Source organism: Collinsella sp. AM41-2BH (assembly GCF_003468085.1).
Lineage (GTDB): Bacteria > Actinomycetota > Coriobacteriia > Coriobacteriales > Coriobacteriaceae > Collinsella.
Map to the genome: position 1 here is coordinate 64,285 of NZ_QSGH01000010.1, position 22,237 is coordinate 86,521.

At 59.3% G+C, this 22,237-nt stretch carries 21 protein-coding genes; 9 read left to right on the forward strand and 12 right to left on the reverse strand.

The features are described from left to right. Positions 1-33: 33 nt before the first annotated feature. Together DW899_RS06555 and DW899_RS06560 are read left to right on the forward strand one after the other, a co-directional pair. Complete coding sequence (locus DW899_RS06555) at positions 34-651, forward strand: ATP-dependent Clp protease proteolytic subunit (RefSeq protein WP_022094432.1); 618 nt, start codon at positions 34-36, stop codon at positions 649-651. Beyond that, a complete protein-coding gene (locus DW899_RS06560; RefSeq protein WP_117800388.1) occupies positions 644-1,948 on the forward strand; it encodes a VirD4-like conjugal transfer protein, CD1115 family in 1,305 nt (434 codons plus the stop codon). The genes DW899_RS06555 and DW899_RS06560 overlap by 8 nt, the downstream gene beginning before the upstream one ends. Before the next feature lie 141 nt (positions 1,949-2,089). On the opposite strand, the gene pgi is transcribed toward DW899_RS06560, so the two are convergent. Further along, positions 2,090-3,784, reverse strand: a complete 1,695-nt coding sequence (pgi, locus tag DW899_RS06565) for a glucose-6-phosphate isomerase (protein WP_117800389.1) — start codon at positions 3,782-3,784, stop codon at positions 2,090-2,092. Between the two features lie 201 nt (positions 3,785-3,985). Further along, the gene (locus DW899_RS06570; protein WP_158566583.1) at positions 3,986-4,510 is read right to left on the reverse strand and encodes an iron-containing alcohol dehydrogenase; all 525 of its coding nucleotides are present in this window, start codon (positions 4,508-4,510) and stop codon (positions 3,986-3,988) included. A 202-nt stretch (positions 4,511-4,712) separates the two neighbouring features. On the opposite strand from DW899_RS06570, the gene DW899_RS06575 reads away from it, so the two are divergent. Together DW899_RS06575 and DW899_RS06580 are read left to right on the forward strand one after the other, a co-directional pair. Next, the gene (locus tag DW899_RS06575) at positions 4,713-6,239 is read left to right on the forward strand and encodes a DNA repair protein (RefSeq protein ID WP_369832248.1); all 1,527 of its coding nucleotides are present in this window, start codon (positions 4,713-4,715) and stop codon (positions 6,237-6,239) included. Beyond that, positions 6,232-6,657 carry a hypothetical protein gene (locus tag DW899_RS06580; protein WP_233539929.1) on the forward strand — a complete coding sequence of 142 codons (426 nt, stop codon included), beginning with the start codon at positions 6,232-6,234 and terminating at the stop codon, positions 6,655-6,657. The genes DW899_RS06575 and DW899_RS06580 overlap by 8 nt, the downstream gene beginning before the upstream one ends. Here DW899_RS06580 and DW899_RS10685 read toward each other — a convergent pair. Beyond that, entirely contained in the window at positions 6,654-9,182 is a 2,529-nt protein-coding gene (locus DW899_RS10685) for a hypothetical protein (RefSeq protein ID WP_199570288.1), read from the reverse strand. The genes DW899_RS06580 and DW899_RS10685 overlap by 4 nt on opposite strands. A gap of 273 nt (positions 9,183-9,455) precedes the next feature. Then, a complete protein-coding gene (locus DW899_RS06590) occupies positions 9,456-9,839 on the reverse strand; it encodes a heavy-metal-associated domain-containing protein (RefSeq protein WP_117800393.1) in 384 nt (127 codons plus the stop codon). Positions 9,840-10,013: 174 nt separating this feature from the next. Here DW899_RS06590 and DW899_RS06595 point away from each other — a divergent pair, with 174 nt between their 5' ends. Then, positions 10,014-10,718 (forward strand): DUF3793 family protein, encoded by a 705-nt coding sequence (locus tag DW899_RS06595; RefSeq protein WP_117800394.1) that lies wholly within the window; start codon positions 10,014-10,016, stop codon positions 10,716-10,718. 46 nt (positions 10,719-10,764) lie between these two features. After that, on the forward strand, positions 10,765-11,184 hold the full coding sequence (locus DW899_RS06600) for a flavodoxin (RefSeq protein WP_117800395.1): 420 nt from the start codon (positions 10,765-10,767) through the stop codon (positions 11,182-11,184). 135 nt (positions 11,185-11,319) lie between these two features. Here DW899_RS06600 and DW899_RS06605 read toward each other — a convergent pair whose 3' ends face one another. From DW899_RS06605 to DW899_RS06625, 5 genes are all read right to left on the reverse strand, one after another. Next, the gene (locus tag DW899_RS06605; RefSeq protein WP_117800396.1) at positions 11,320-12,072 is read right to left on the reverse strand and encodes an amino acid ABC transporter ATP-binding protein; all 753 of its coding nucleotides are present in this window, start codon (positions 12,070-12,072) and stop codon (positions 11,320-11,322) included. Positions 12,073-12,084: 12 nt separating this feature from the next. Continuing rightward, on the reverse strand, positions 12,085-13,446 hold the full coding sequence (locus DW899_RS06610) for an ABC transporter permease subunit (RefSeq protein WP_233524964.1): 1,362 nt from the start codon (positions 13,444-13,446) through the stop codon (positions 12,085-12,087). A 118-nt stretch (positions 13,447-13,564) separates the two neighbouring features. Then, complete coding sequence (locus DW899_RS06615; protein WP_117800397.1) at positions 13,565-14,425, reverse strand: ABC transporter substrate-binding protein; 861 nt, start codon at positions 14,423-14,425, stop codon at positions 13,565-13,567. A 147-nt stretch (positions 14,426-14,572) separates the two neighbouring features. Then, complete coding sequence (locus DW899_RS06620) at positions 14,573-15,439, reverse strand: deoxyribonuclease IV (protein WP_117640808.1); 867 nt, start codon at positions 15,437-15,439, stop codon at positions 14,573-14,575. A gap of 95 nt (positions 15,440-15,534) precedes the next feature. Next, positions 15,535-16,725, reverse strand: a complete 1,191-nt coding sequence (locus DW899_RS06625) for an aldo/keto reductase (protein ID WP_117800398.1) — start codon at positions 16,723-16,725, stop codon at positions 15,535-15,537. 162 nt (positions 16,726-16,887) lie between these two features. Between DW899_RS06625 and DW899_RS06630 the strand changes: the two genes are divergently transcribed. Both DW899_RS06630 and DW899_RS06635 read left to right on the forward strand, forming a co-directional pair. Then, positions 16,888-17,082, forward strand: coding sequence for a hypothetical protein (locus tag DW899_RS06630; RefSeq protein WP_117800399.1), 195 nt, complete (start codon positions 16,888-16,890; stop codon positions 17,080-17,082). A 122-nt stretch (positions 17,083-17,204) separates the two neighbouring features. After that, positions 17,205-18,119, forward strand: coding sequence for a ketopantoate reductase family protein (locus DW899_RS06635; RefSeq protein WP_233539930.1), 915 nt, complete (start codon positions 17,205-17,207; stop codon positions 18,117-18,119). Between the two features lie 91 nt (positions 18,120-18,210). Here DW899_RS06635 and DW899_RS06640 read toward each other — a convergent pair whose 3' ends face one another. The 3 genes from DW899_RS06640 to DW899_RS06650 all read right to left on the reverse strand — a co-directional run bounded on the left by DW899_RS06640 (position 18,211) and on the right by DW899_RS06650 (position 21,015). After that, positions 18,211-18,429, reverse strand: a complete 219-nt coding sequence (locus DW899_RS06640) for a hypothetical protein (protein ID WP_117640812.1) — start codon at positions 18,427-18,429, stop codon at positions 18,211-18,213. A gap of 186 nt (positions 18,430-18,615) precedes the next feature. Next, positions 18,616-19,392, reverse strand: a complete 777-nt coding sequence (locus tag DW899_RS06645; protein ID WP_117800401.1) for a hypothetical protein — start codon at positions 19,390-19,392, stop codon at positions 18,616-18,618. Between the two features lie 312 nt (positions 19,393-19,704). Further along, complete coding sequence (locus tag DW899_RS06650) at positions 19,705-21,015, reverse strand: O-acetylhomoserine aminocarboxypropyltransferase/cysteine synthase family protein (RefSeq protein WP_117800402.1); 1,311 nt, start codon at positions 21,013-21,015, stop codon at positions 19,705-19,707. A 272-nt stretch (positions 21,016-21,287) separates the two neighbouring features. Here DW899_RS06650 and DW899_RS06655 point away from each other — a divergent pair, with 272 nt between their 5' ends. Further along, the gene (locus DW899_RS06655; protein ID WP_117800403.1) at positions 21,288-22,190 is read left to right on the forward strand and encodes a LysR family transcriptional regulator; all 903 of its coding nucleotides are present in this window, start codon (positions 21,288-21,290) and stop codon (positions 22,188-22,190) included. Positions 22,191-22,237: the final 47 nt, after the last annotated feature.

Here is a 22,237-nt window from a genome sequence, read left to right on the forward strand (position 1 = left end):
ATTCCACAACACAACCAACAGAAAGGAGTCCTCATGGACACCAATCATTCCCCCATCATCAGCCCCCTCACCATGCGTGAATCCGCCCGAGGTATCACGCTCACCAGCATTTACGATGAGATGCTCGCCCGTCGCGAGCTCTCCGTCATGGGAAACATCGAAACCCCGATGGCCCACGACCTATGCCAGCAGATCCGCCTGCTCGATGCCACCGACCCCAGCCGCCCCATCACCATATTTGTCGCCAGCGCCGGCGGAAGCGTGCGATCGGGTCTTGCGATCTATGACGCCATGCGCCTCGCATCGTGCCCCATCCGCACCGTCTGCCTGGAATTCGCCGCGTCCATGGGCGCCGTGATCTTTATGGGCGGCGACGATCGCCGTATGGCGCCCCATGCAGAGCTCATGATTCACGACCCGCTGATCCCCCAGGGGGCAGGCGGCTCGGCACTTGCGCTGCAGGAAACCAGCCGGCGTCTCATGCAGACCCGCAAGACCCTCACGCAAATCCTCTCGGACCGCAGCGGCCTCACGCCCAAGCGCATCCAGTCCCTCACTGCAAAAGACACCTACCTTTCGGCCGAGCGCGCCGTCGAGCTCGGCTTTGCCCACGAAATCCTCTCGACCACCAAGGAGGTCGCCCATGTCTAACCTCGCCAGCCGCCTCGCCGCATCTGAGTCCGCATCGTCCACCATCCTCGCCAAGGATCGAACGCTTTCCTGCAACACCCGCCAAACGGGACTCAACAACAACGCACTTGTGATCGGCCCCTCGGGAGCCGGCAAGACCCGAAACGTCCTCAAGCCCAACCTGCTGCAAATGAACGCAAGCTACATCGTGCTCGACACCAAAGGCACGCTCTGTCGCGAAGTGGGACCCGTGCTGGCAGCCCACGGTTACCGCGTGCAATGTCTCAACTTCGCCGACCTCAACACCGTCCCGGCCCTTGCGCCCGGCATCGAGCGCTGCGGCTACAACCCCCTGAGGCACATTCGCCGCAAGGCGGACGGCAGGCCCAACCAGCAGGACATCCTCTCGGTGGCAAAGGCCATCTGCCCCATCGAGGACAACAACCAGCCTTTTTGGGATCATGCGGCGGCAAACCTGCTGTCGTGTCTTATCGCCTACGTCACCGAACAGCTACCCGCCGACGAGCAGACGATCAGCTCGGTCATCAAGCTGATCGAGCACCTGCAGGACGGTGCCACGGGTCGATTGTTTGACGACCTGATCACGACCGATCCCCAAAGCTATGCCCTCTCGCTATGGCGGCGCTACGCCATTACGCAAAATGCCGAGCGCATGCACGCGAGCATCGTCGGCATCCTTGCCGAAAAGGTCATGTGTCTGGGATTCGACGGTGCGGCACAGCTCTATCGTGAGTGCCATCAGGTGGACTTCGCGTCCATGGGACACACCCCCTGCGCCCTGTTTGTAACCGTGAGCGATATTGACCGCAATCTCGATCCGCTGACCGGCCTCTTTATTTCGCAGGCGTTTATGGGCCTCATTCGTGAGGCCGATAGGCAGCCCGATGGCAGCCTGCCCGTGCCCGTGCGCTTTATGCTCGATGACTTCGCAAATCTGCAGATCCCCCAGATCGACAACGTGCTCTCGATTATCCGAAGCCGCAACATCTGGGCAACGCTGCTGCTGCAGTCGACCAACCAGCTCGATGCGCTCTATGGCGAGGCACGCGCACGCTCCATCATGGGCAACTGCGACACGCATCTGGTGCTGGCGTTCCAGGATCCCGAGAGTGCCCGGGTGTTTTCCGACCGCGCCGACGCGCTGCCCAGCACGCTCATGGCGACGCCGATTGATCGCTCGTGGCTCTTTGTACGCGGTCGCACTCCCGAACAGGTCGAGCGCTTTAGGCTCGAAGACCATCCGCTCTACGGGGAGCTGCCCGAGGCGCAGCGAGGCCATGCGGAGGCCGAGATCTAGGCGCAGGGTTCTCGCGGCGCGCGGCGCCCCGGCAATGTTCCACAAAGGCCGTGCGCCGCGAGACCACGGCAAAGCAAAGGGGCCCGCATCCGATAGGATACGGGCCCCTGACTATAAGGCGCGATGCGTTAACAGCAGCGACTACTTGCGATGCGCGCGGTAGAACTCGATGAGCGCCTGGGTCGAAGCGTCCTGCTCGGCCTTGGCGGCGTCGTCGTGGAAGGCCGGGGTAATCTGCTTGGCAAGCTGCTTGCCCAGCTCGACGCCCCACTGGTCGTAGGAGTCGATGCCCCAGACCGTGCCCTCGACAAACGTGATGTGCTCGTACAGGGCGATGAGCTCGCCGAGCGCAAACGGGGTCAGCGTGTCGCCAAAGATCGAGGTCGTCGGGCGGTTGCCCTCAAAGCAACGGGCCGGGACGATCTGCTCGGGCGTGCCCTCGGCACGAACCTCGTCGGCCGTCTTGCCAAAGGCGAGTGCCTTGGTCTGGGCCAGGAAGTTGCCCAGGAACAGCTCGTGGACATCCTGGCCGCTGTCGGTTGCGGGGTTGGCAGTGTTGGCGAAAGCGATAAAGTCGGCCGGGACCACCACGGTGCCCTGGTGCAGCAGCTGGTAGAAGGCGTGCTGACCGTTGGTGCCGGGCTCGCCCCAGAAGATCTCACCGGTGTCGGAGGTCACGGCGCTGCCGTCCCAGCGGACATGCTTGCCGTTGGACTCCATGGTGAGCTGCTGCAGGTAGGCCGGGAAACGGTGCAGGTACTGGCAGTACGGAAGCACGGCATGGCTCTTGGAACCGAAGAAGTTGACGTACCAGACGTTGAGCAGGCCCATCAGCGCGACGGCATTGTTCTCGAGCGGGGTATTGCAGAAGTACTCATCGATAGCATGGAAGCCCTCGAGGAACTGCTGGAAGCGCTCGGGGCCGAGCACGACGATCAGCGACAGGCCCACGGCGGAGTCGACGGAGTAGCGGCCGCCGACCCAGTTCCAGAAGCCGAAGGCGTTGGCGGGGTCGATACCGAAGGCCTCGACCTTCTCGAGTGCGGTGGAAACGGCGACGAAGTGCTTGGCAACGGCGTCGGCGTTCTGCTCATCGGAACCGTCGATGGCGCCCTGAGCCTTGAGCTGCTCGAGCATCCAGGTCTTGACCTCGCGGGCGTTGGTGAGGGTCTCGAGCGTGGTGAAGGTCTTGGACACGATGATCACGAGCGTGGTCTCGGGATCGAGGCCCTTGAGCTTCTCTGCCTGATCGTTGGGGTCGATGTTGGAGATATAGCGGCAGTCGATACCGGCGTCGGCATAGGGACGCAGGGCCTCGTAAGCCATGACCGGGCCCAAATCGGAGCCGCCGATGCCGATAGACACCAGGTGCTCGATCTTCTTGCCGGTAACGCCCTTCCACTCACCGGAGCGCACACGCTCGGCGAAGGCGTACATGCGGTCGAGGACCTCGTGCACGTCGGCGACAACGTCCTGGCCGTCGACGACGAGCTGCCCCTTCTCGCTAGCCGGGCGGCGCAGCGCGGTGTGCAGGACGGCACGGTCCTCGGTGGTGTTGATGTGCTCGCCGGAGAACATGGCGTCACGGCGCTCCTCGAGCTTCACCTCGCGGGCAAGATCGCACAGCAGCTTGACGGTCTCGTCGGTCACCAGGTTCTTGGACAGGTCGAAGTGCAGGTCACCGGCGTCAAAGCTCAGCTTGTTCACACGCTCGGGATCGGCGGCGAACCAGGCCTTGAGGTCGATACCCTCGGCCTCGAGCTTCTCCTGATGAGCCTCGAGCGCCTTCCAAGCGTCAGTCGACGTGGCGTCGATAGGTGCGGCAACAGTTGCCATAAAGTCCTCCTCAGCATACGGGCGCACACCTCCATGCACGCCCGGATATTCAGATATCTCTATTCTAGCGCAGGTCAAGACTGCAATCAGCGAGCGTTGCCAATCGGCCCCCAAACGGCGACCGACCAAAAAGGGACAGGTTTATTTTGGCAGGTCAAACGCTTTACCAATCAAAAATAACCCATCCCTTTATGGCAATTATTAGGCCGCAGCGCACACACTGCCGAGCAACTCACGCAGAGGAGACCCGATGCCCTCCAGCAGCTCGGGCGCGATGATGGCAAAAACGGGAGCCTCGCCGGCTCCCACCGTAGCGGGCACCTTGCCCTCCGAGACAATGCATCCATAGGGGACAAAACCGTCCTCACCGGCATCGAGCGCCGCCATGCGACGCGCGAGTTCGCGCGCAAAGCCAGCAGTATCGGCATCGCCAATCGCCAATACAAAGTCCACCCCTTCGTCGGTCGCCAGGGCCACGGCTTCGTCGATCAGCTCGTCTCCCCCGTCGCCCTCAACCGAGCCGCAGCGGAAAAGCACGCGCTCGAGCAGAGCTCGATCAAGCGAGCCGAGTGCCGCCGAGACAAGCTCATCACGCGTGTGCTTGTCGCCTCCCAGCACGACCAGTGCCTTAGTGCCGCCATAGTGGGCAACCAATCGCCCGCACCAGCGAGCCACATCCCCATCCGCAACCAAGCGTGTCGGCATACCAAACCCATAATTGACCATCTTTCCCACAGCCCTTCCGTGCGTATAGGCGGTATCGATTGTTAGGCTCATGCTACGAAGCAAGGTTTTCCGAGCTGTTTCGCACTCTTTAGAGCTGCGTTAAAAAACCCGATGCAGCCGCACGACCATACCTACCAAAAAGGGACAGGTTTTGACGATGTCCGGACGAGCGGGTATTATCGAACAAGTATTCGATAAGAACATGTGTTTGATGGGAGGACGCGTGGGACACGAGCGTCACACCTATATCTGCATCGACCTCAAGACGTTCTACGCCAGCGTCGAATGCGTCGACCGCGGTCTCGACCCGCTCACCACCAACCTGGTCGTTGCCGACGAATCGCGCGGGCGCACGACCATCTGCCTTGCCATCACACAGGCCATGAAAGACCTCGGAATCCATAACCGCTGCCGTCTGTTCGAGATTCCCGACGGTATCGACTACATCAAGGCCGTACCGCGCATGCAGCACTACATGGAGGTGTCGGCGCAAATCTACGGTATCTATCTGGAATTCGTCAGCCCACAGGACGTGCACGTCTACTCCATCGACGAATGCTTTATCGACGTGACGCCCTATCTGGACCTCTATCACACCGATGCCGAAGGGTTCGCCTGCATGCTGCGCGACGAGGTCCTCGCGCGCACCGGCATCACGGCCACCGTCGGTATCGGCCCCAACCTATTCCAGGCTAAGGTAGCGCTCGATATTACCGCAAAGCACGTACCCAGCCGCATCGGCATACTCGATAACGAAACCTTTCGCAAGGAGATCTGGCCGCATCGACCCATCACCGATATCTGGGGTATCGGCCCCGGTGTGGCAGCCCGGCTCGAAAAGTACGGCGTCTACGACCTGATGGGTGTCGCCGCGCTCGACGAAAACCTGCTTTACGATGAACTCGGCGTCAATGCCGAATATCTCATCGACCACGCCTTCGGGCGCGAGCCGACAACCATCGCCGATATCCAAGCGTATCGCCCGCAGGCAACCTCAACCACCACAGGACAGGTGCTCTCGAAGGGCTATGCCTACGAGCAGGCCTACACCGTCTTACGCGAGATGGTCGACAACGCCGTGCTGGACTTAGTCGATAAGCACGTGGTGTGCGACAGCATCTCGCTCTTTGTGGGCTACGCGAGCGAGCGCGCCGACATACGCCGACTCGATGCCAGCGGTACAGCGCAATATGTAGACGGATGCGGACACCTACGCTCGAGCACGTCAAGTATCGAGCCCACCGCAACCGCCGGCCCTGAGCTCGCACCCCGTGCGCCCAAGCCCGTCCAGCGCAATGACGAACGGCGCCGACTGGTACGTGAGGCGCAGGCAATCGATGGCATCTTTGTGGGAGAGCATGGCGGCAAACCGCGCGGTGGCTATGCCGCGCTCTTCGCGCACTCAAACGCTTCGCGAAAGCTGCCCGAGCGCACCAATTCGTTTAAGAAGATCATGGGCTATTTCGATGAGCTCTGGGCGCAGACTGTCGATCCCAAACGACCGGTCAAGCGCATCAACCTGGGATTTGGCAACCTCATGCCCGAGGAATTTACCACTATCGACCTGTTCAGCGATGTTAAGGCCGATGAGCGCGAGCGCGACCTGGCGCGCGCCGTCCTGGCCGTAAAGGGCAAGTACGGCAAGAACGCGCTCGTCAAGGGGCTGAGCTTTACCGCCGGCGCCACCGCACGCGAACGCAACGATCAGGTAGGAGGACACCGTGCCTAAGCCCCAACAACAGCCGATGCGGCCACCGACATCCTTTGAACGCCTAGCGGACCCCGAGGGAAGACGTCGCTCCGCCGACTCAAAGCTCACCGCCAACGGCGCCGTTCGCGCCGGCCGTGCCGCGCAGTTTATGCCCTTCGCCGCTCTCACGGGATACTACGAGCTCGTACGCAAGCAAGAAATCACTGTCGAGCCCAAATGCGAACTCACGGAAGAAAAAGCCCTCGAGCTTTCAAAAAAGCTCGAGGGCCTCAAACGTGGCGACTTGGTTCGTGTCACCTATTACGATACGTACGGCTATCGCGCTCGCACGGGCATCCTTGATGAAGTGCTCCCCGCGTTCAAGCTGCTCAAACTCAGGGATATCGCCATCAACTTCGACGATATCCAAGGCATCGAGCTGCGTGGTCGAGCCTAGCGACGAGAACGCTTGCGCAAGACGAGAGCAATGCCAAGCACTGCGGCAGCTGCAACCAGCAATCCCAAGACAAGCGTGAGGGTCGAGTCGCCAGCGTGAGGCAGCGAGCCGTCCTTCGGAGTCTTCTTGGTGGTCGTCGAAACGGTCGTCGTGGTGCTGCTCGACTGGTCATTGCCGCCCGTCTGGCTGCCACCAGGCTGATCGCCGCCACCCGGCTGCGAAGGATCGGTGGGTTCCGTCGGATCCGGAGTACCGGGATCAATCGGATTCTCCGAATTCTCCTTGCGCTGGATCCAAACCTGGCAGCCATAGAACGGGTTGGCAGTACCGAGGCACAGGCCCTGATCGGTAACGGCAAAGGTGCGCAGACCATGGTTGTACGAATCGTTAAAACCGTTAGTCGTCAGCGTCGTAAAGTTCACGCCGTCCTCGGTCACATACATATCAAAGCCGCGCTCGGCATCGCGCAGGTAGTACATGCACGTAAGGACACTCTGCAGCTTCTTGAGGTTCTCCTCGCTCAGCAGCTTATCGAGCGCATCCTGAATATCGCCCGGCAGCTCGGTGCCATAGGCATCCTCGTACTGCTGCTTCAGGCTCTCATAGCTATCGAGCATGTCCTGATACTGGTCGGCAAAGGACTTGAAGTACGCGATCTCGCCATCGATCTTCTGGACATAAGCGGCGTCGTCCTCAACGTCCTGGGACATCGTCGCGGCCTGCTCGCAAAGGTCGCCCGCGGCATCCTCCAGCGCATCGCTCAGGTCGCCAAAGCCCTTAGCGACCTCGGTCTTCTCGTCATCGACCTCGACGGCCTCAGCCTTCTCGTCATCGACCTCGACGGCCTCGTTTGAATCATCGTCCGCAAGCGTGTTAGCGGGAACGATGGGGTCGTCAGGCGATTTCTTGTCGAGCAGGTGATCGAGCAGGTCCCTAAGGCGCTGAACCTGAGAGTTCCACTCCTCGGGCGTCATATCGATAATGTCGCCATTGGAGAACTGGCCGATCGGCTCAAGCAGGCTCGCGGTATCAAAGGTACCGATATACAGCTTGCCGTCGAACTTCTGCATGCGCCAAATGTACTGGTTCTCGTTTCGGCCAAAGCCCGAAGCCAGGCCGGAAATACCGCCCTTGGGGAACATGACGGTGGGATCGCCAACGACAAGATCCATGTCCTCGTTCTTGTCCATGCGATAGATGTTGACCGACTGCTCAAGATTGGCATTCACAAACGAGCAGTCAACGCCGCCCATGCCGCTCTTGCCGCCCTCTTCGGTGTTGGACTTGTTGAACAGGATGCGCTCGAGAGCAATCTCCTCGTCGTTGTATTCACCGATATAGAGGTAGTCGTTGTAGACGATGAGGTTGGCAGCACCAGAACGGGTGCGGGCAGGATCGATGCCAAAGCAGTACTTTGCACCGTCCCTCTCCTGATCGCCAACAACGGGAGTCCACGAATAGCTGCCGTCGGCGTTCTTGTCGCCACGGACCATGGCGAACGACTGCATGGAATTATCATCGGGAGCGTTCTCAGGCGTACCGGTGCAGATGGTCGCATAGAGATGGCCATTGTACGAGACCATATCCCAAATGGCGCCGCCGTAGATGCTGTCCTGATAGCGAATCGCCGGATAGCCAAACAGCGTGCCCGAGTTGGCAATCTCGGTGAAGCTGTCCTGGCCCTTCGACGGGTCAGACGACGTCAGGATTGTCGACACAAAGTTACCGGCCGCGTCTTTACCCACATTACTGATGACGAGCTGGCCATCATGGACGCACATGCCGCGGATACCGGTAGAAATGCCCTGCTTGTAGGCAGCACCGTAATCCTGCATGCTCGAAAGGCCCTGATAGACAACTTTGTACTTATCATTCTTAGGATCGATCTCATATACAGCAGGCAGGCCGCTTTTGCCGCCATTGGTCCTGACGCTGCCGCAGAAATAGAGCTTACCCTTATAGCTCACGGCATTGCGGAACAAAGGACCGACGCCGTTGAGCGATTCAGAGAGCAGCAGCTTGGTCTCACCGGTCTTGGTATTGATCTTGACCAGGATGCCGCCGCTGTCCTTGTCGGCCGTGCCGTCCTCCTTCTGCTGTCCATAGAAGAAGGTGCCGTTAAACATGGCCTCCAGCGTCAGGCGCATGGTTTCGGCATCAAAGGAATCACCCAGCGTGCCGTTCATGAGCGTCAGCGTGTTGCCCATCGCCGCATAGCAGGTGCCCACATAAAGCCAGTCACCATAGCTCACAGCCGCCCAAGTGTAGCTCTGGCCGCGATCGCCTTCGTTGTTGGCCGCGTTACCGTCGGCGCCCGGAACGGCAACGGCACCGCCACCCTGGTAGTCGACGATGCCATCCGGCTGCGACGTTCCTACCGTAGGATGCGAGAGCTTTTCAAAGGAATACCCATTTCCCGCATTGTAGGTAACGGCACCCGAAGCGTCTTCGGCATGCGCCGGCAGCGGCGATACCAAGATAGCGGCAAGCGCTGCCACCAAGCCAAGTGCTCCCACTCGTCTCATAAGGCTATAACCTCCCCTGTCCTAAAGCCCAGCTTTAGCATTCTTCATTTCTGTCCACGGTTAATTGCAATCTGAGCACAGCAATAATCAGCGTATAAATATACACCTGTAATTTTTTGGACGGGTTAATAGATGCTCGATTGGTAGCGAATTCCGCGCAAACCGTCACCAAACTCCACTTTTACCGCATCTAAAGGTTATTTTTTACGCAAATTTTTGGATGTCGATAGTCGCAATGAGCAGGAGGCCGGTATCCACCGGAGAGGGCAACGCCTACATTTTCATAACGTAATAGCCCGCGCCCCTCACCGCCGTCTCGAGTGTGTCGCGATCAACCGGGAGCTTCGAGCGTACGCGTGCTGTGTGGTCCGCATACGTCACCGTAGCCCACACGCCGTCCAGTGCATTGAGGGCATTGGCTACGTTCTGAGCGCAGCCGTCACAGCTCATGCCGCCGATGAGCAGCTCATCGCTATAGGGATAGTGGGACTCGTCGGTGTCTGCCACCACAACCTTCTTGGCTTTCTTGCCGCTCGCGCCATCACTGCAACAGCTCTTTCCATGCGTCGACGCCGCAATGCGACGCAGCCCAAAAAACATGCCGACGGCAATGACGGCCAGCACGATGAGATTCGCAGGGTTGAGCAAGTCACTCATGCGTTCCCCTTTCAAGTAGCCCTATCTAGATACCCCCATGGGGTGTTCCCATCTTAACCCAAAATCATGTCCGTTCGGTCAATTAGTTTCCCTCTTCAAACTTTTTAGTTGACCAAGGCTTACTTTCGTGTATAAGTTTTCCTAGGCTAACAGTTTAGATCCGTAAGGAGCGTCGTGACTCGAACCATAGACATCCCAACGTTTCAGGCGGCAGTCGTGCGCAACTGCTCCCCCACGCTCGCGGGCATCAAACCGGCATCGCTCTTTACCTATCCAGGAGTCTATGCCGATCAAGACGGCTCAAGCGTAACTGCGGCGATCGAGGATCGCCGAGCACGCCTGCTCAACGTTATCGCCCGGTGCAATCACGAGCTTAATCCGTTCGGTATCCATCTGAGCGTTTTGGTCTGGCGCCCCTGCGGGGCGCTCGTATACGCATATCGGCCCAATAGCCTCGCCACTTACCTTGCTGACCCGCGCGCCAAAACGGCACTCGCCAAGAAGGGCTACGACACCGGCAACCTCTCGGCATGTCTTGTGCACCTGGCATCACGCATCACGCTCGCGAGCAATAACGCCGCGGAATGCGCCTGCGGCCAGACTCGATGCGCACTGGATCAGCAAGTCTGCTGCAACAACGACTGCGCCTGCGAATTTCCACACGAGATTGGCTACTTCCTGGGGTACCCCTGCGACGACGTATACGAGTTCATCGCCCAGCGTGGCGAGAACTACAAGATCTTTGGAGCCTGGAAGGTCTATACGAATGTCGAGCAGGCGCTTGCGACGTTTGATGCGTACCGTGCCTGCACCCAACACCTCACCTTTATCTATCAGCAGGGCTGCAGCTTGGCGCAACTTGCCCAGGCGACCCGATAGAACGTACAAACCGCGGCCGCACGCCGCACAACCGAAAGGACTCAACATGAGCAAGATCGCCGTCGTCTACTGGAGCGGCACGGGCAACACCGAGGCCATGGCAAACCTCGTTGCCGAGGGCACCACGTCCGCGGGCGCCGAGGCCGAAGTCATCCCCTGCGCCGACTTCTCTGCCGACAGGGCCGCCGACTATGATGCCTTCGCCTTCGGTTGCCCCGCCATGGGCTCCGAGGAGCTTGAATACGATGAGTTCCAACCGATGTGGGACGAAGTCAAGGAGACCCTCGGCGACAAGAAGGTCGTCCTCTTTGGCTCTTATTCGTGGGCCGAAGGCGAATGGATGGACAATTGGAAGGCGGACGCCGACGAGGCAGGCGTCAACGTGGTCGACTCCGTCATCTGCTACGACGCACCCGACGACGAGGGCGAAGCGGCCTGCAAGGCCCTGGGAGCGGAGCTGGCCTAACGAAGCCGTCAGAAAGTCGCAAGGCAACTGACAGCCGAGTACCGCACAACAACAGTCGCTCATGCCCAAACAAAAACGGGGACCGGATATTCACATCCGGTCCCCGTTTGTTATATCGATAACCTCGACGCGCCGCTATGAGATATTGCCCAGGAACGCCTTGGTGCGCTCGCTCTTAGGATGGTCGAAGACCTCGCTCGGCGTGCCATCCTCCACGATAACGCCGCCGTCCATAAAGACGACGCGGTCGGCGACGTCGCGGGCAAAGCCCATCTCGTGCGTCACCACGATCATGGTCATACCGTCATGCGCAAGATCGCGCATGACGCCCAATACATCGCGGACAAGCTCAGGATCGAGCGCCGACGTGGCCTCGTCAAAGAGCATCACGTGCGGATTCATCGACAGGGCGCGGGCGATGGCCACGCGCTGCTGCTGACCGCCCGAAAGCTGACTCGGCATAAAATCGATGCGCTCGGCCAGGCCGACCTTGGTCAGCTCCTCGATGGCAATCTTCTCGGCCTCTTCCTTGCTGCGCTTGAGCACCTTTTGCTGCGCAAGCATGACGTTCTTTTTGACCGACAGGTGCGGGAACAAGTTGAACTGCTGAAACACCATGCCCAAGTGCATACGCACCTTATTGAGGTCAACGCCCTTGGCGCACACATCCACGCCCTCGACGACAATCGAACCACTCGTGGGCTCCTCGAGACGGTTAATGCAGCGAAGCATCGTCGACTTGCCCGAACCCGAAGGGCCCAGGACTACGACGACCTCGCCCTTGTGCACATCAAGGTCGATGTCGCGCAGGACCACGTTATCGCCAAAGGCCTTCTGGAGATTCTTGATGCTGACGACGACCTCGTTCGAGTTATTGGTTTCGCTCATAATAGAACCTCCTTACAGACCAGCGATATGGTCGGCGGGCGTCGCGACAACCTGTCCGGCGCTCTTGGTGGGACGCTTCTTTTTGGTTTCGGCCGTACCCAGCAGCCTCGCCTCAAGACCGCTCACCAAGCGCGCAAGCGGCAGGGTAATGACCAGATAGAACAGGGCGGCAACCACATACGGCGTAATGGAGCCCGTCGTTGCCACGATGGTGCGGGCGTTCATGACGATCTCGACCACGCCCACGGCGGCGAGCAGCGACGTATCCTTGTAGAGCAGGATAAACTCGCTGGTCAGCGTAGGCAGGACATTGCGGAACGTCTGCGGAATCATAACGTAGAGCAGCGTCTGGAAGGCATTCATACCCAGCGAACGAGCGGCCTCGTTCTGGCCCTTGGGGATCGATTGAATACCGGCACGGAAAATCTCGCACAGATACGCAGACGAGTTCATGGCCATGACGATAACGCCCAAGACATAGTCGTCCACCTTGACGCCGGCAAGCGGCAGGCCAAAGAATGCAATATAGATCTGCAGGAACGCCGGCGTACCGCGGATGACATTCACGTAGATGCCGGCAAGGCAACGCAGGATGCGCGATTTGGATATGCGCATAAGCGACAGGGCAAAGCCAAAGGGGATCGCCAGCGGAAACGCCACGAGCACGATCGAGAGCGACATAAGGAAGCCCTTGAAGACGATCGGCAGGCTCTGGACCAAAATGACCGGGTTCAGGAACAGGCGAAGGAACATGTTGGAATTCCATGCCTCGACCCACGGCTGTTCCTTAAGGTCGGCCAGGAAGTTATCGAACGCCGTCACGCCCTTAATCTCGACGGAAGGAATCTTGGAAATCTTCTTGGTCGAACCGTCGGCGAGCGTATAGGTTCCGCTAAAGGCCTCATCGCCGCCCTCGACGGGGAACGTCACGCCGTAAACCTCGACACGGAAAAAGCCGCCGGCAGGCGCCGTCTCGCCAAAGTCAATCTTGAGCGTCTGGCCGTCAGCCTTGCACGTGGGCTTCATGGGCGTACGATCCATGAGGTCCTCGCCCGAGAGCATCGTCAATCGCGTGTCATCGGTACCAAACGTTGTGCCGTCGACAAACGTCAGAGAAAGACCGCTCAGCTCCTCGTCGGCATCGGCCTGAACTTCCCAGGTAATGCGCGTCTCGGTGCCGCCGACCACAGCGCTGCCCGAACCGGTGTTGGGTCGGGCGGTAATCTTTGCGGTCTCAAGCGCCTGGGCGGTCGTGGGCGCATATGCCCCCACGCACACCAGCGCGAGCGCCACGGCCATGGCGCAGGCTAGCTTTTGGAGCAAGGCGGGCAGTGGAAAACGCTGCTCCGCAGCCCCTTTGTTCAGTCGAGACAAGGTGGCTCCTATCGTAGAAGTTGCCGGCAAAACGAGACGGAAACACTCTCCGTCAAGAGAAGCGCAAAGGCCCTCTCCGCCAAAACGGAAAGGGCCCGCGCGCAATCAAGTAGCTATTTTACTTGATGTTGTACTTAGCCATGAGGGCGTCGACGGTACCGTCGTCAGTCAGGTCCTTGATGGCCTGGTTGATGTCGTCCTTGAGCTTGATGTTGCCCTGGTTGATGGCGATGGCGTACTCCTCGCCGGTGCTGACCTGCTTGATGGTCTGGCAGGTGTTGAACTGCTCGGCGGTCAGCTGGCTGGCAACGGAGCGGTTGGTGACTACGGCGTCGCCCTTATCGGACTGCAGGGCGCTGAAGCACTCGGTGGCGTCCTTGTAGGGGACAATCTTGGCCTTGGGGAAGTTCTCCTGGGCAAAGGCCTCGGCGGTCGAGCCAGACTGGACGATGATGGTAGCGTCGGCGTTGTTGAGCTTCTCGCTGAAGTTGTCGGCCGTGATGTCGGTGTTATCGACCTTGGTCACGATAGCCTGATCGTCCATGTAGTAGGAATCGGAGAAAGTGACTTCCTTCTCACGCTCGGGCGTGTCGGTGATAGCCGCGATGGCGACGTCGTACTTGGCGCCCGAAGCAACGCCGGGGACGAGCGTGTCAAAATCATTGTTGACATACTCGACATCCAGACCCAGCTTATCGCCGATAGCCTTAATGAGTTCAAGGTCAAAGCCCTGGTAGTCGCCATTGTCATCCTTGTACTCAAACGGAGCGTACTCGGCAGAGGTGCCGACGGTCAGCGTACCGTCCTTGACGAGCGCGTACTCCTTGGAACCGTCGACCTTCTCGACCTTAGCGTCGTCAGAGCTGCTGGAACTGGCATCAGAACCAGAGGTGGCGTTGGACGAGCCGCAGCCCGTCAGAGCAAGGGCGAGCGCCATAGCACCCGTGGCGGCAAATGCGCCAAGCTTCTTCAGCTTCATAATCAGTCTCCTTCCAATGACCCCACGTGATTCAGGGGTCTGCAAAAACTGAGGGTTATTATGCACCCGCTTGGAAGAATCCGCAATTAGAAAACTGATTGAAACAAACCCATAACGTGAATGGAGCACTCCACTTTATGACAGTCATCACTGCTGCAATGACCTTAACAATTTGATTTCAGCCGCATAACCTGCAAGTTCGTTCGGTGTCTCCAAAATGAATGGCAATGCGCGCAAGCGGCCATTCGATACAATATTCTGCATAACCTGCATACCGCCGCCAAACTCTTCGCTACCCAGGTAGCCCTTACCGATGCATTCGTGGCGGTCCTTATGGGCGCCGCAGGGGTTCTTGGAGTCATTGATATGCACGGCGCGCAGGCGCTCGATACCCACCACACGATCGAACTCGTCGAGCACGCCTTCAAGATCGTGGACGATGTCGTAGCCGGCGTCATTCACATGGCAGGTGTCCAAGCAAACGCCCAACTTGGCCGACAGCTCGGGGCACTTGTCGGCAACGCCCTGGATGATGAGTGCCAGTTCCTCAAAGCTGCGGCCCACCTCGGTGCCCTTGCCGGCCATGGTCTCGAGCAGCACCGTCGTCTGTTGGCCCTCAAACATCACCTGGCACAGGGTGTCGACGATCATCTGAATGCCAGCGTCGGAGCCCTGCCCCACATGCGCACCGGGATGGAAGTTGTAGTAGTTGCCGGGCAGCGCTTCCATGCGCCTCAGGTCCTCCGCCATGGCCTCCAGGGCAAACTCGCGCGCCCGCTCTTTGGCCGAGCAGGGGTTATAGGTATACGGGGCATGAGCCACGAGCGGGCCAAAGTCGTTTTGCTCCATAAGCTCGCGCAGGGCCGCCACGTCATCCATGTCAAGGTCTTTCGCCTTGCCGCCACGCGGGTTGCGCGTAAAGAATGCAAAGGTATTGGCGCCAATGGACAGCGCCGTCTCCCCCATTGCCCGATAGCCCTTCGTCGTGGATAGGTGACACCCGATCGTCAGCATCCCCAGCTCCCCCTCATCAGTTGCGGTGAAATAGTTCCTGTCGATGCCTTATTCTGCCGCAAGCAGGAACTATTCCACCGCAAGTTATAAAAGGGTCACGAGGAGCGCGTTTTGCCGAAGGCCTTAAGCACCGCCGTCACGGGGCCAGGCTGAAAACGGCGGCGTACGTCGTCCAAGCGCCCGGGGATATCGATATGCTGCGGGCAATGCCGCGCGCATTTGCCGCACTTGACGCAATTGCTCACCAGCTTGGGCTCGTTCGTCCGCACCGCGCTCGCCGTAAAGTATTGAGACAGCCCCGTAAACCAGCTGTGCGCATAGCTTGCGTTGTAGGCAGCAAAACACCCAGGGATATTGATGCCTTTAGGACACGGCATGCAATAGCCGCATCCCGTGCAGGGCACGCGATTCGATTTTTCAAACTCCCTCAGCACGCGTGCGATGGCATCGAGCTGAGCAGCCGTCATCGAATCCGGCAGGGCCCGATCGGCCAACGCCGCGTTCTCATCCACTTGCGCGGTATCGGTCATACCCGAAAGCAGCATCGTCACCTGAGGATGGTTCCACACCCACGAAAGCCCCCAGGCGGCCGGAGTGCGCAAATGCGGGTCACGGGCGCCATCGAGCACAGCGCGTGCCCGCGGCGGCAGTTTGCCCGCTAGACGACCGCCCAGCAGTGGCTCCATCACAAACACCGCAAGACCGCGCTCCGCAGCCGCCATGAGTCCTGCCGTTCCCGCTTGGTAACGCTCGCCGGCATAGTTGTACTGGATCTGGCAAAAATCCCAGTCATATGCGTCAAGCACCGTCAGGAAATCCGCCGCGCTGCCGTGATACGAAAAACCAATCTGGCGAATGCGCCCCGCCGCCTTTTGACGCGCGATCCAGTCCTCGATGCCCAACGCCACCACACGTTCCCACTGGGCGGGCGAGGTAATGTTGTGCATGAGGTAATAGTCGATATGGTCGGTCCGCAGGCGGCACAGTTGCTCGTCGAAGAACCGGTCGAAATCCTCCGCGCATTTGCACGAAGCATGCGGCAGCTTGGTCGCGAGCAAAACCTGGTCGCGTAGGCCTAGGCGCTCAAGCGAAGCGCCCACGCAAGCCTCGTTGCCGGGATAGAGATAGGCCGTGTCCAGGTAGTTAATCCCCTGCTCCACCGCACGGGAGATGATGGCGTCGGCTGTCTTCGCATCCGGACGTCCCGGCGCACCGGGAAACCTCATGCAGCCCAGCCCCAACGCCGAGATACGGTTACTGCTTTTGGGGTCAACGCGATATTGCACGGCCCCTCCTCCCCCATCGAAGCCCTGATAAGGCGAAACAAACCTGTCACGTCATCGAAGCACATCGGAATCGCAATCGAGAACGTATCGTAACGCAGCAGAAATCAGGCCGTCACGGCACCGCTTTAACATCAGCAAAAAGCCCGATGAAAGGAGGCGAGCGTGGCCACGCGTGAGGACGCCTACCCCTATCCCGGCGAGCAATACATCCTCTCGGTCGACCGCTACCAGATCGAGGTCATGAACCATCTGGACGAGCTTCCCGCCACGGGCGCAGGCATCATCTGCACCTTCCCCAAGGTGCGCGATGGCGTTGGATATCCTGTGCGCGTTTTTGCGGTCTGTCCCGCGGCATAAGCGCACAGTGCAATAGTTCTTTTTCGTAACAGCAGTCCCGCGCATCCACCAATCACCCTGGCAGCATACAATCCATCAGGCGCCCCTTACGCGGGCGCCTTTTATATGGGGAGATGATTCACATGCAGATCAACAAGGTCGCCTTTATCGGCAAGGGCGGCGTCGGCCTGCTCTACGGTAGCATGATTGCCACGGCCCTCGGCAATGACGCCGTCGAATACGTTATGGATGACGCCCGTTTCGAGCGTCACGCAGGCGACGCCCTTACGGTCAACGGCGAGCCCTGCGCACTCAAGTCCGTGCGCGTCAGTGAGGCAACGCCCGCCGATCTTGTCATTCTCACGGTCAAGACGACGGGACTCAACCAAGCACTCAAGACTATGGAGCGCGTCGTGGGGCCCAACACGCTCATCGCCTCGCTGTGCAACGGCATTACGAGCGAGCAGAAGATTGCCGAGCGCTTTGGCTGGAAGCATACCGTTCTTGGTATTTGCCAGGGCATGGATGCCGTGTTCCTCGACGGCGCACTCACCTTTACCAATGCGGGCGAGATTCGCTTTGGCGCGGCAGCAGGCACCGAGCCCGCAACCGTCAGCGCCATCGACAAGCTCTACACACGCTGCGGCATCGCCCATACCGTCGAGAGCGACATTGCACACCGCATGTGGGCCAAACTCATGCTCAACGATGGTATCAACCAGACGTGCATGGCCTACGGCGGAACGTATGGAAGCGCCACAGAGGCCGGCTCCGAGCAGCGCCGCTGCTTTGTCTCCGCCATGCGAGAGACACTTGCGGTCGCCAATGCCGAGGGCATTGAGCTGACCGAGGCAGACCTGACGCAGATGGTGCACCTCATCGAGGGAATCGACCCCACCGGTATGCCCTCGATGGCGCAGGACCGCATCGCACAACGAAAGACCGAAGTCGAGGAGTTCGCGGGCACCATTTGCCGCCTGGCCGCCAAACACGATATCCAAGTGCCGCAAAACGATTGGCTCTACCAGAGGATTCGCGAAATAGAAAGTAGCTGGTAGCCTCGGCCGCATCGCGACGTGCGCAATACAAGCAGACAGGCCTTCGCGAGGATTCCGTCATTCGCGAAGGCCTGTTGCATTTAGCTCGAGGCTAAAACTGAGGCTTATTTTGCGATTCCGGAACCTCGTCCTCGTCATCGCGGCAAAGTAGCACGCCGGCGCTTCCCAGCAACGCCGCTGCAATCAAGGCGCCCACAATCACAGGAGCGGCGCCCGTAGCGGACTGCAAGCCGGCAGTTAACGCCGCCGTCGGACCAAGGCATCCGATCAAAAGGGCAACGACGGCAATAGCGACATCTCGAGCGTTCATGGAACCACTTCCTCCACGAGAAAGACTTTGTTTCTCGTGACTTAGTGTGCCCCGCGCCCATATGCGCGGCGTACTGCCACGGTAAGCGCTCTGTTAACTCAAATGCATACATAGAACGGGCGCCCTTACGTTGCCCTAAAGCTCGGTAAAGACGCCCGTCCGCCAAATATTCGTGATGCAGAAAAATTACCAGCCAGTGTAGTAGTCGGTGGTTCCGGCTGCGCAGCCGGAGTCATAGACCTTGCACTCGCCCTTGGAACCGGTAAACGTGGAGCCCTGAGCCTTATCGCCCGCGGCAACGACGTAGTAACCATCGGAATCGCGCCAAAAGCCCTCGGAATCCTGAGTCCACTCGCCCGTGCGGTGATGGTAGAGCACGTTGCTGCTGTAATAGGTCTCACGACGACCGTTATAGTTATTGACGCCGCTCGAGCGCGTCAGGCCCGAGCCGTTCGCGTAATACGCAGCAGACGCGTAAGACGAGCCGGAGCCGGCGTTGTAATACAAAGCCTGAACGGCCTCAGCGGCCTCGGCTTCGGCGGCCGCAGCCTCGAGCGCCTCACGCTTGGCATCCTCAAGCGTCGTGCGCAGCTCATCGAGCTCGGTCGATTTGGCGTCGACCTCCTCCATCGTCAAAAGACCGCCCGCACCATCGATACAACCTTGCAGTACAGCGCGCTCGTCATCGGTGGCATAGTCACCGTACATGTTCATGATGATCTGGGCGCGGACCTCCAGGGAATCGCGCTTGGCCCCCATAGAGGCATTCCACTCCTGCATGGAGCCAAAGCCGTCGCCGCGATAGTCGACGGGCTGCATCAGCGTCGCCTCGGACGGCGTGGATCCGACCGTGTCGGACAGTGTTGCCGCGTGGGCATCGGTTGCGCCGGCGCCCGCTAAAAGTGCCACGGTCAGAGCGGCGGAAAGGGCGGCGGCTTTCGGTTTTCGTGAATCAATCCTCATGTAGCTGGAAACCTCCGTAGTGCGTTTTTGCTGCGTTTGAGCTGCGCGTGATTCGATCGCGCTGCATAGTACTCCGAGCAAATCGCGACCTGCGGTTTTTCTCAAAAGGTGCACGTCATTTGCGTAAAACTCACATCCTCTCAACAGGAGTTTTCCACATCTCGATTGCATAAAGCATGTCAAAAACCCTGTAATAGCGCCCTTCCTATGCAAAAAAGGCGCCTGCGCAACCATTGCTTGCGCAGGCGCCTTGAGCAGGCATTTTATGCAGCTATACCTATCGAGTCGCAAGGGGTCCTTGCACAAGTCGCCCTACTCGTCCAGTGCGGCAAAGGCCTGCTTCAGGTCCCAAATGATATCCTCGGCGTTCTCGGTACCGATGGAAAGACGGATCGTGGAGGGCGTGATGTTCTGCTCGGCGAGCTCCTCGGCAGAGAGCTGGGAGTGCGTAGTCGTAGCCGGGTGCACGACGAGCGACTTGACGTCGGCCACGTTGGCGAGCAGCGAGAACACCTGCAAGTGGTCGATGAACTTCCATGCAGCCTCCTGGCCGCCCTTAATCTCGAAGGTGAAGATCGAGGCACCACCGTTGGGGAAATACTGCTTGTAGAGCTCATGGTCGGGGTGCTCAGGCAGGCTCGGGTGGTTCACCTTGGCGACGTGGCTGTCACAAGCCAGGAACTCAACGACCTTCTTGGTGTTCTCGACATGGCGGTCGACGCGCAGTGACAGGGTCTCGGTGCCCTGGAGCAGGATCCAGGCGTTAAACGGGCTAATGCAAGCGCCCTCGTCACGCAGCAGGATGGCGCGGACATAGGTCGCGAAGGCGGCAGGGCCGGCAGCCTCGGCAAACGAGACGCCATGGTAGGAGGGATTGGGCTCGGCGATCTGCGCATACTTGCCGCTCGCCTTCCAGTCAAAGTTGCCGCCATCGACAATCACGCCGCCCAGCGAGGTACCGTGACCGCCAATGAACTTGGTCGCGGAGTGGACGACGATATTGGCGCCATGCTCCAGCGGACGGAACAGATACGGGGTGCCGAAGGTGTTATCGACAACAACCGGCAGGCCATGCTTCTTGGCAATCTCGGAGATGGCGTCGATGTTGGGGATGTCGGAGTTGGGGTTGCCGAGCGTCTCGAGATAGATGACCGTGGTGTTGTCCTTGATGGCACCCTCGACCTCGTCCAGGTTGTGGGCGTCGACAAAGGTGGTCTCGACACCAAACTGGGAGAGCGTGTGCTCCAGCAGGTTGTAGGAGCCACCGTAGATGGTCTTCTGAGCCACCACGTGGTCACCGGCTTGGGCAAGAGCCTGCAGGGTATAGGTGATGGCAGCAGCACCGGAGGCGACGGCAAGACCTGCCACACCACCCTCGAGTGCGGCAATACGGTCCTCAAAGACGCCCTGGGTGGAGTTGGTCAGACGGCCGTAGATGTTACCGGCGTCGGCAAGACCAAAGCGGTCGGCGGCGTGCTGGGAGTTGCGGAACACATAGCTCGTGGTCTGGTAGATAGGCACGGCACGGGAGTCGGATGCAGGATCGGCGCTCTCCTGGCCAACGTGCAGCTGCAGGGTATCGAAACCAAAGGTGTGCTCGGGGTTGTTGATGAACTGGCCCATGATGATCTCCTTGATCGAACGAAAGTAAAAAATAGAGAGAAGTAAGTCGCTGTCTCCTGATCACGCCGACGGGCGCAAACAGGAGCCCGGCATTCGTCTTGGTAAGCAATTCATATGCGGGCCTCCTTTCGCGTCCCGGTTCCGTAGTTGGCTTAATTACCTACCTCTTTTGTGTGTTTTGAATAGTACGGGCATTGTCTCCCTCGGTCAATCACTTAAAAGCGCTAACTTGTTATCTGTTTTATAGATAGCAATCGAAAGGACGGGCGCCAATGACCCTCCAGCAGCTTCGCTTTTTGATCGCCGTGGCAGAGTCCGGCTCAATCAACGCCGCAGCTCAGCGCCTTTATACCGCTCAGTCCAACATCTCAAACGCCGTCAAAAGCCTAGAGCAGGAGCTCCATCTGGAGATCTTTACGCGCTCCAGCCGCGGCGTCACGCTCACCAACGACGGCACCGAGCTTTTGGGCTATGCGCGCCAGGTCGTAGAGCAGGCCGACATGCTCGAGGCGCGCTACGAGGACGGCGGCACCCCGCAAGCCCGCCTCGCCATTTCCGCCCAGCACTACGCCTTTTCGGTCGAGGCCTTTGTCAACGTGGTCGAGCGCTGCCGCGACAGCAAGTTCGAGTTCATCATGCGCGAGACCACCACATCGCAGATCATCGATGACGTCCGTGCGTTTCGCAGCGATATCGGCATTCTGTATCTGGATGACTTTAACGCCCGCGTTCTGCAGAAGGCCTTCGCCGATGCCCGTGCAAGCTTCCATCCCCTCTTCGACGCGACGGTCCACGTCTTCGTGAGCGAGCGCCACCCGCTCGCACGCCGCCCTCAGCTGTCCCTTGCCGACCTCACGCCCTATACGCGCTACAGCTTTGAGCAGGGAACCTCAAACTCCTTCTATTACGCCGAGGAACCTTTTAGCTATATCCCTTGCGACCGCAACATACGAATCTCGGACCGCGGAACACTTACTAACTTACTTATCACGTCGAACGGTTACACTCTGTCGACCGGCGTCCTCTCCAATGAAATGCAATGGGGCATGGCATCGATCCCGTTAGCAGACGCCCCAACGATGCACGTAGGCTATATCATGCACGACGAGCGCAAGCCCTCTCCCCTCTTGCAGCAATACCTCGACGAGCTCAACCTCACCATCCATGCCAACTAGCCGTCGGAAGGTTGATTTCCGATCTCAACCGAACACATTGAGCTGAT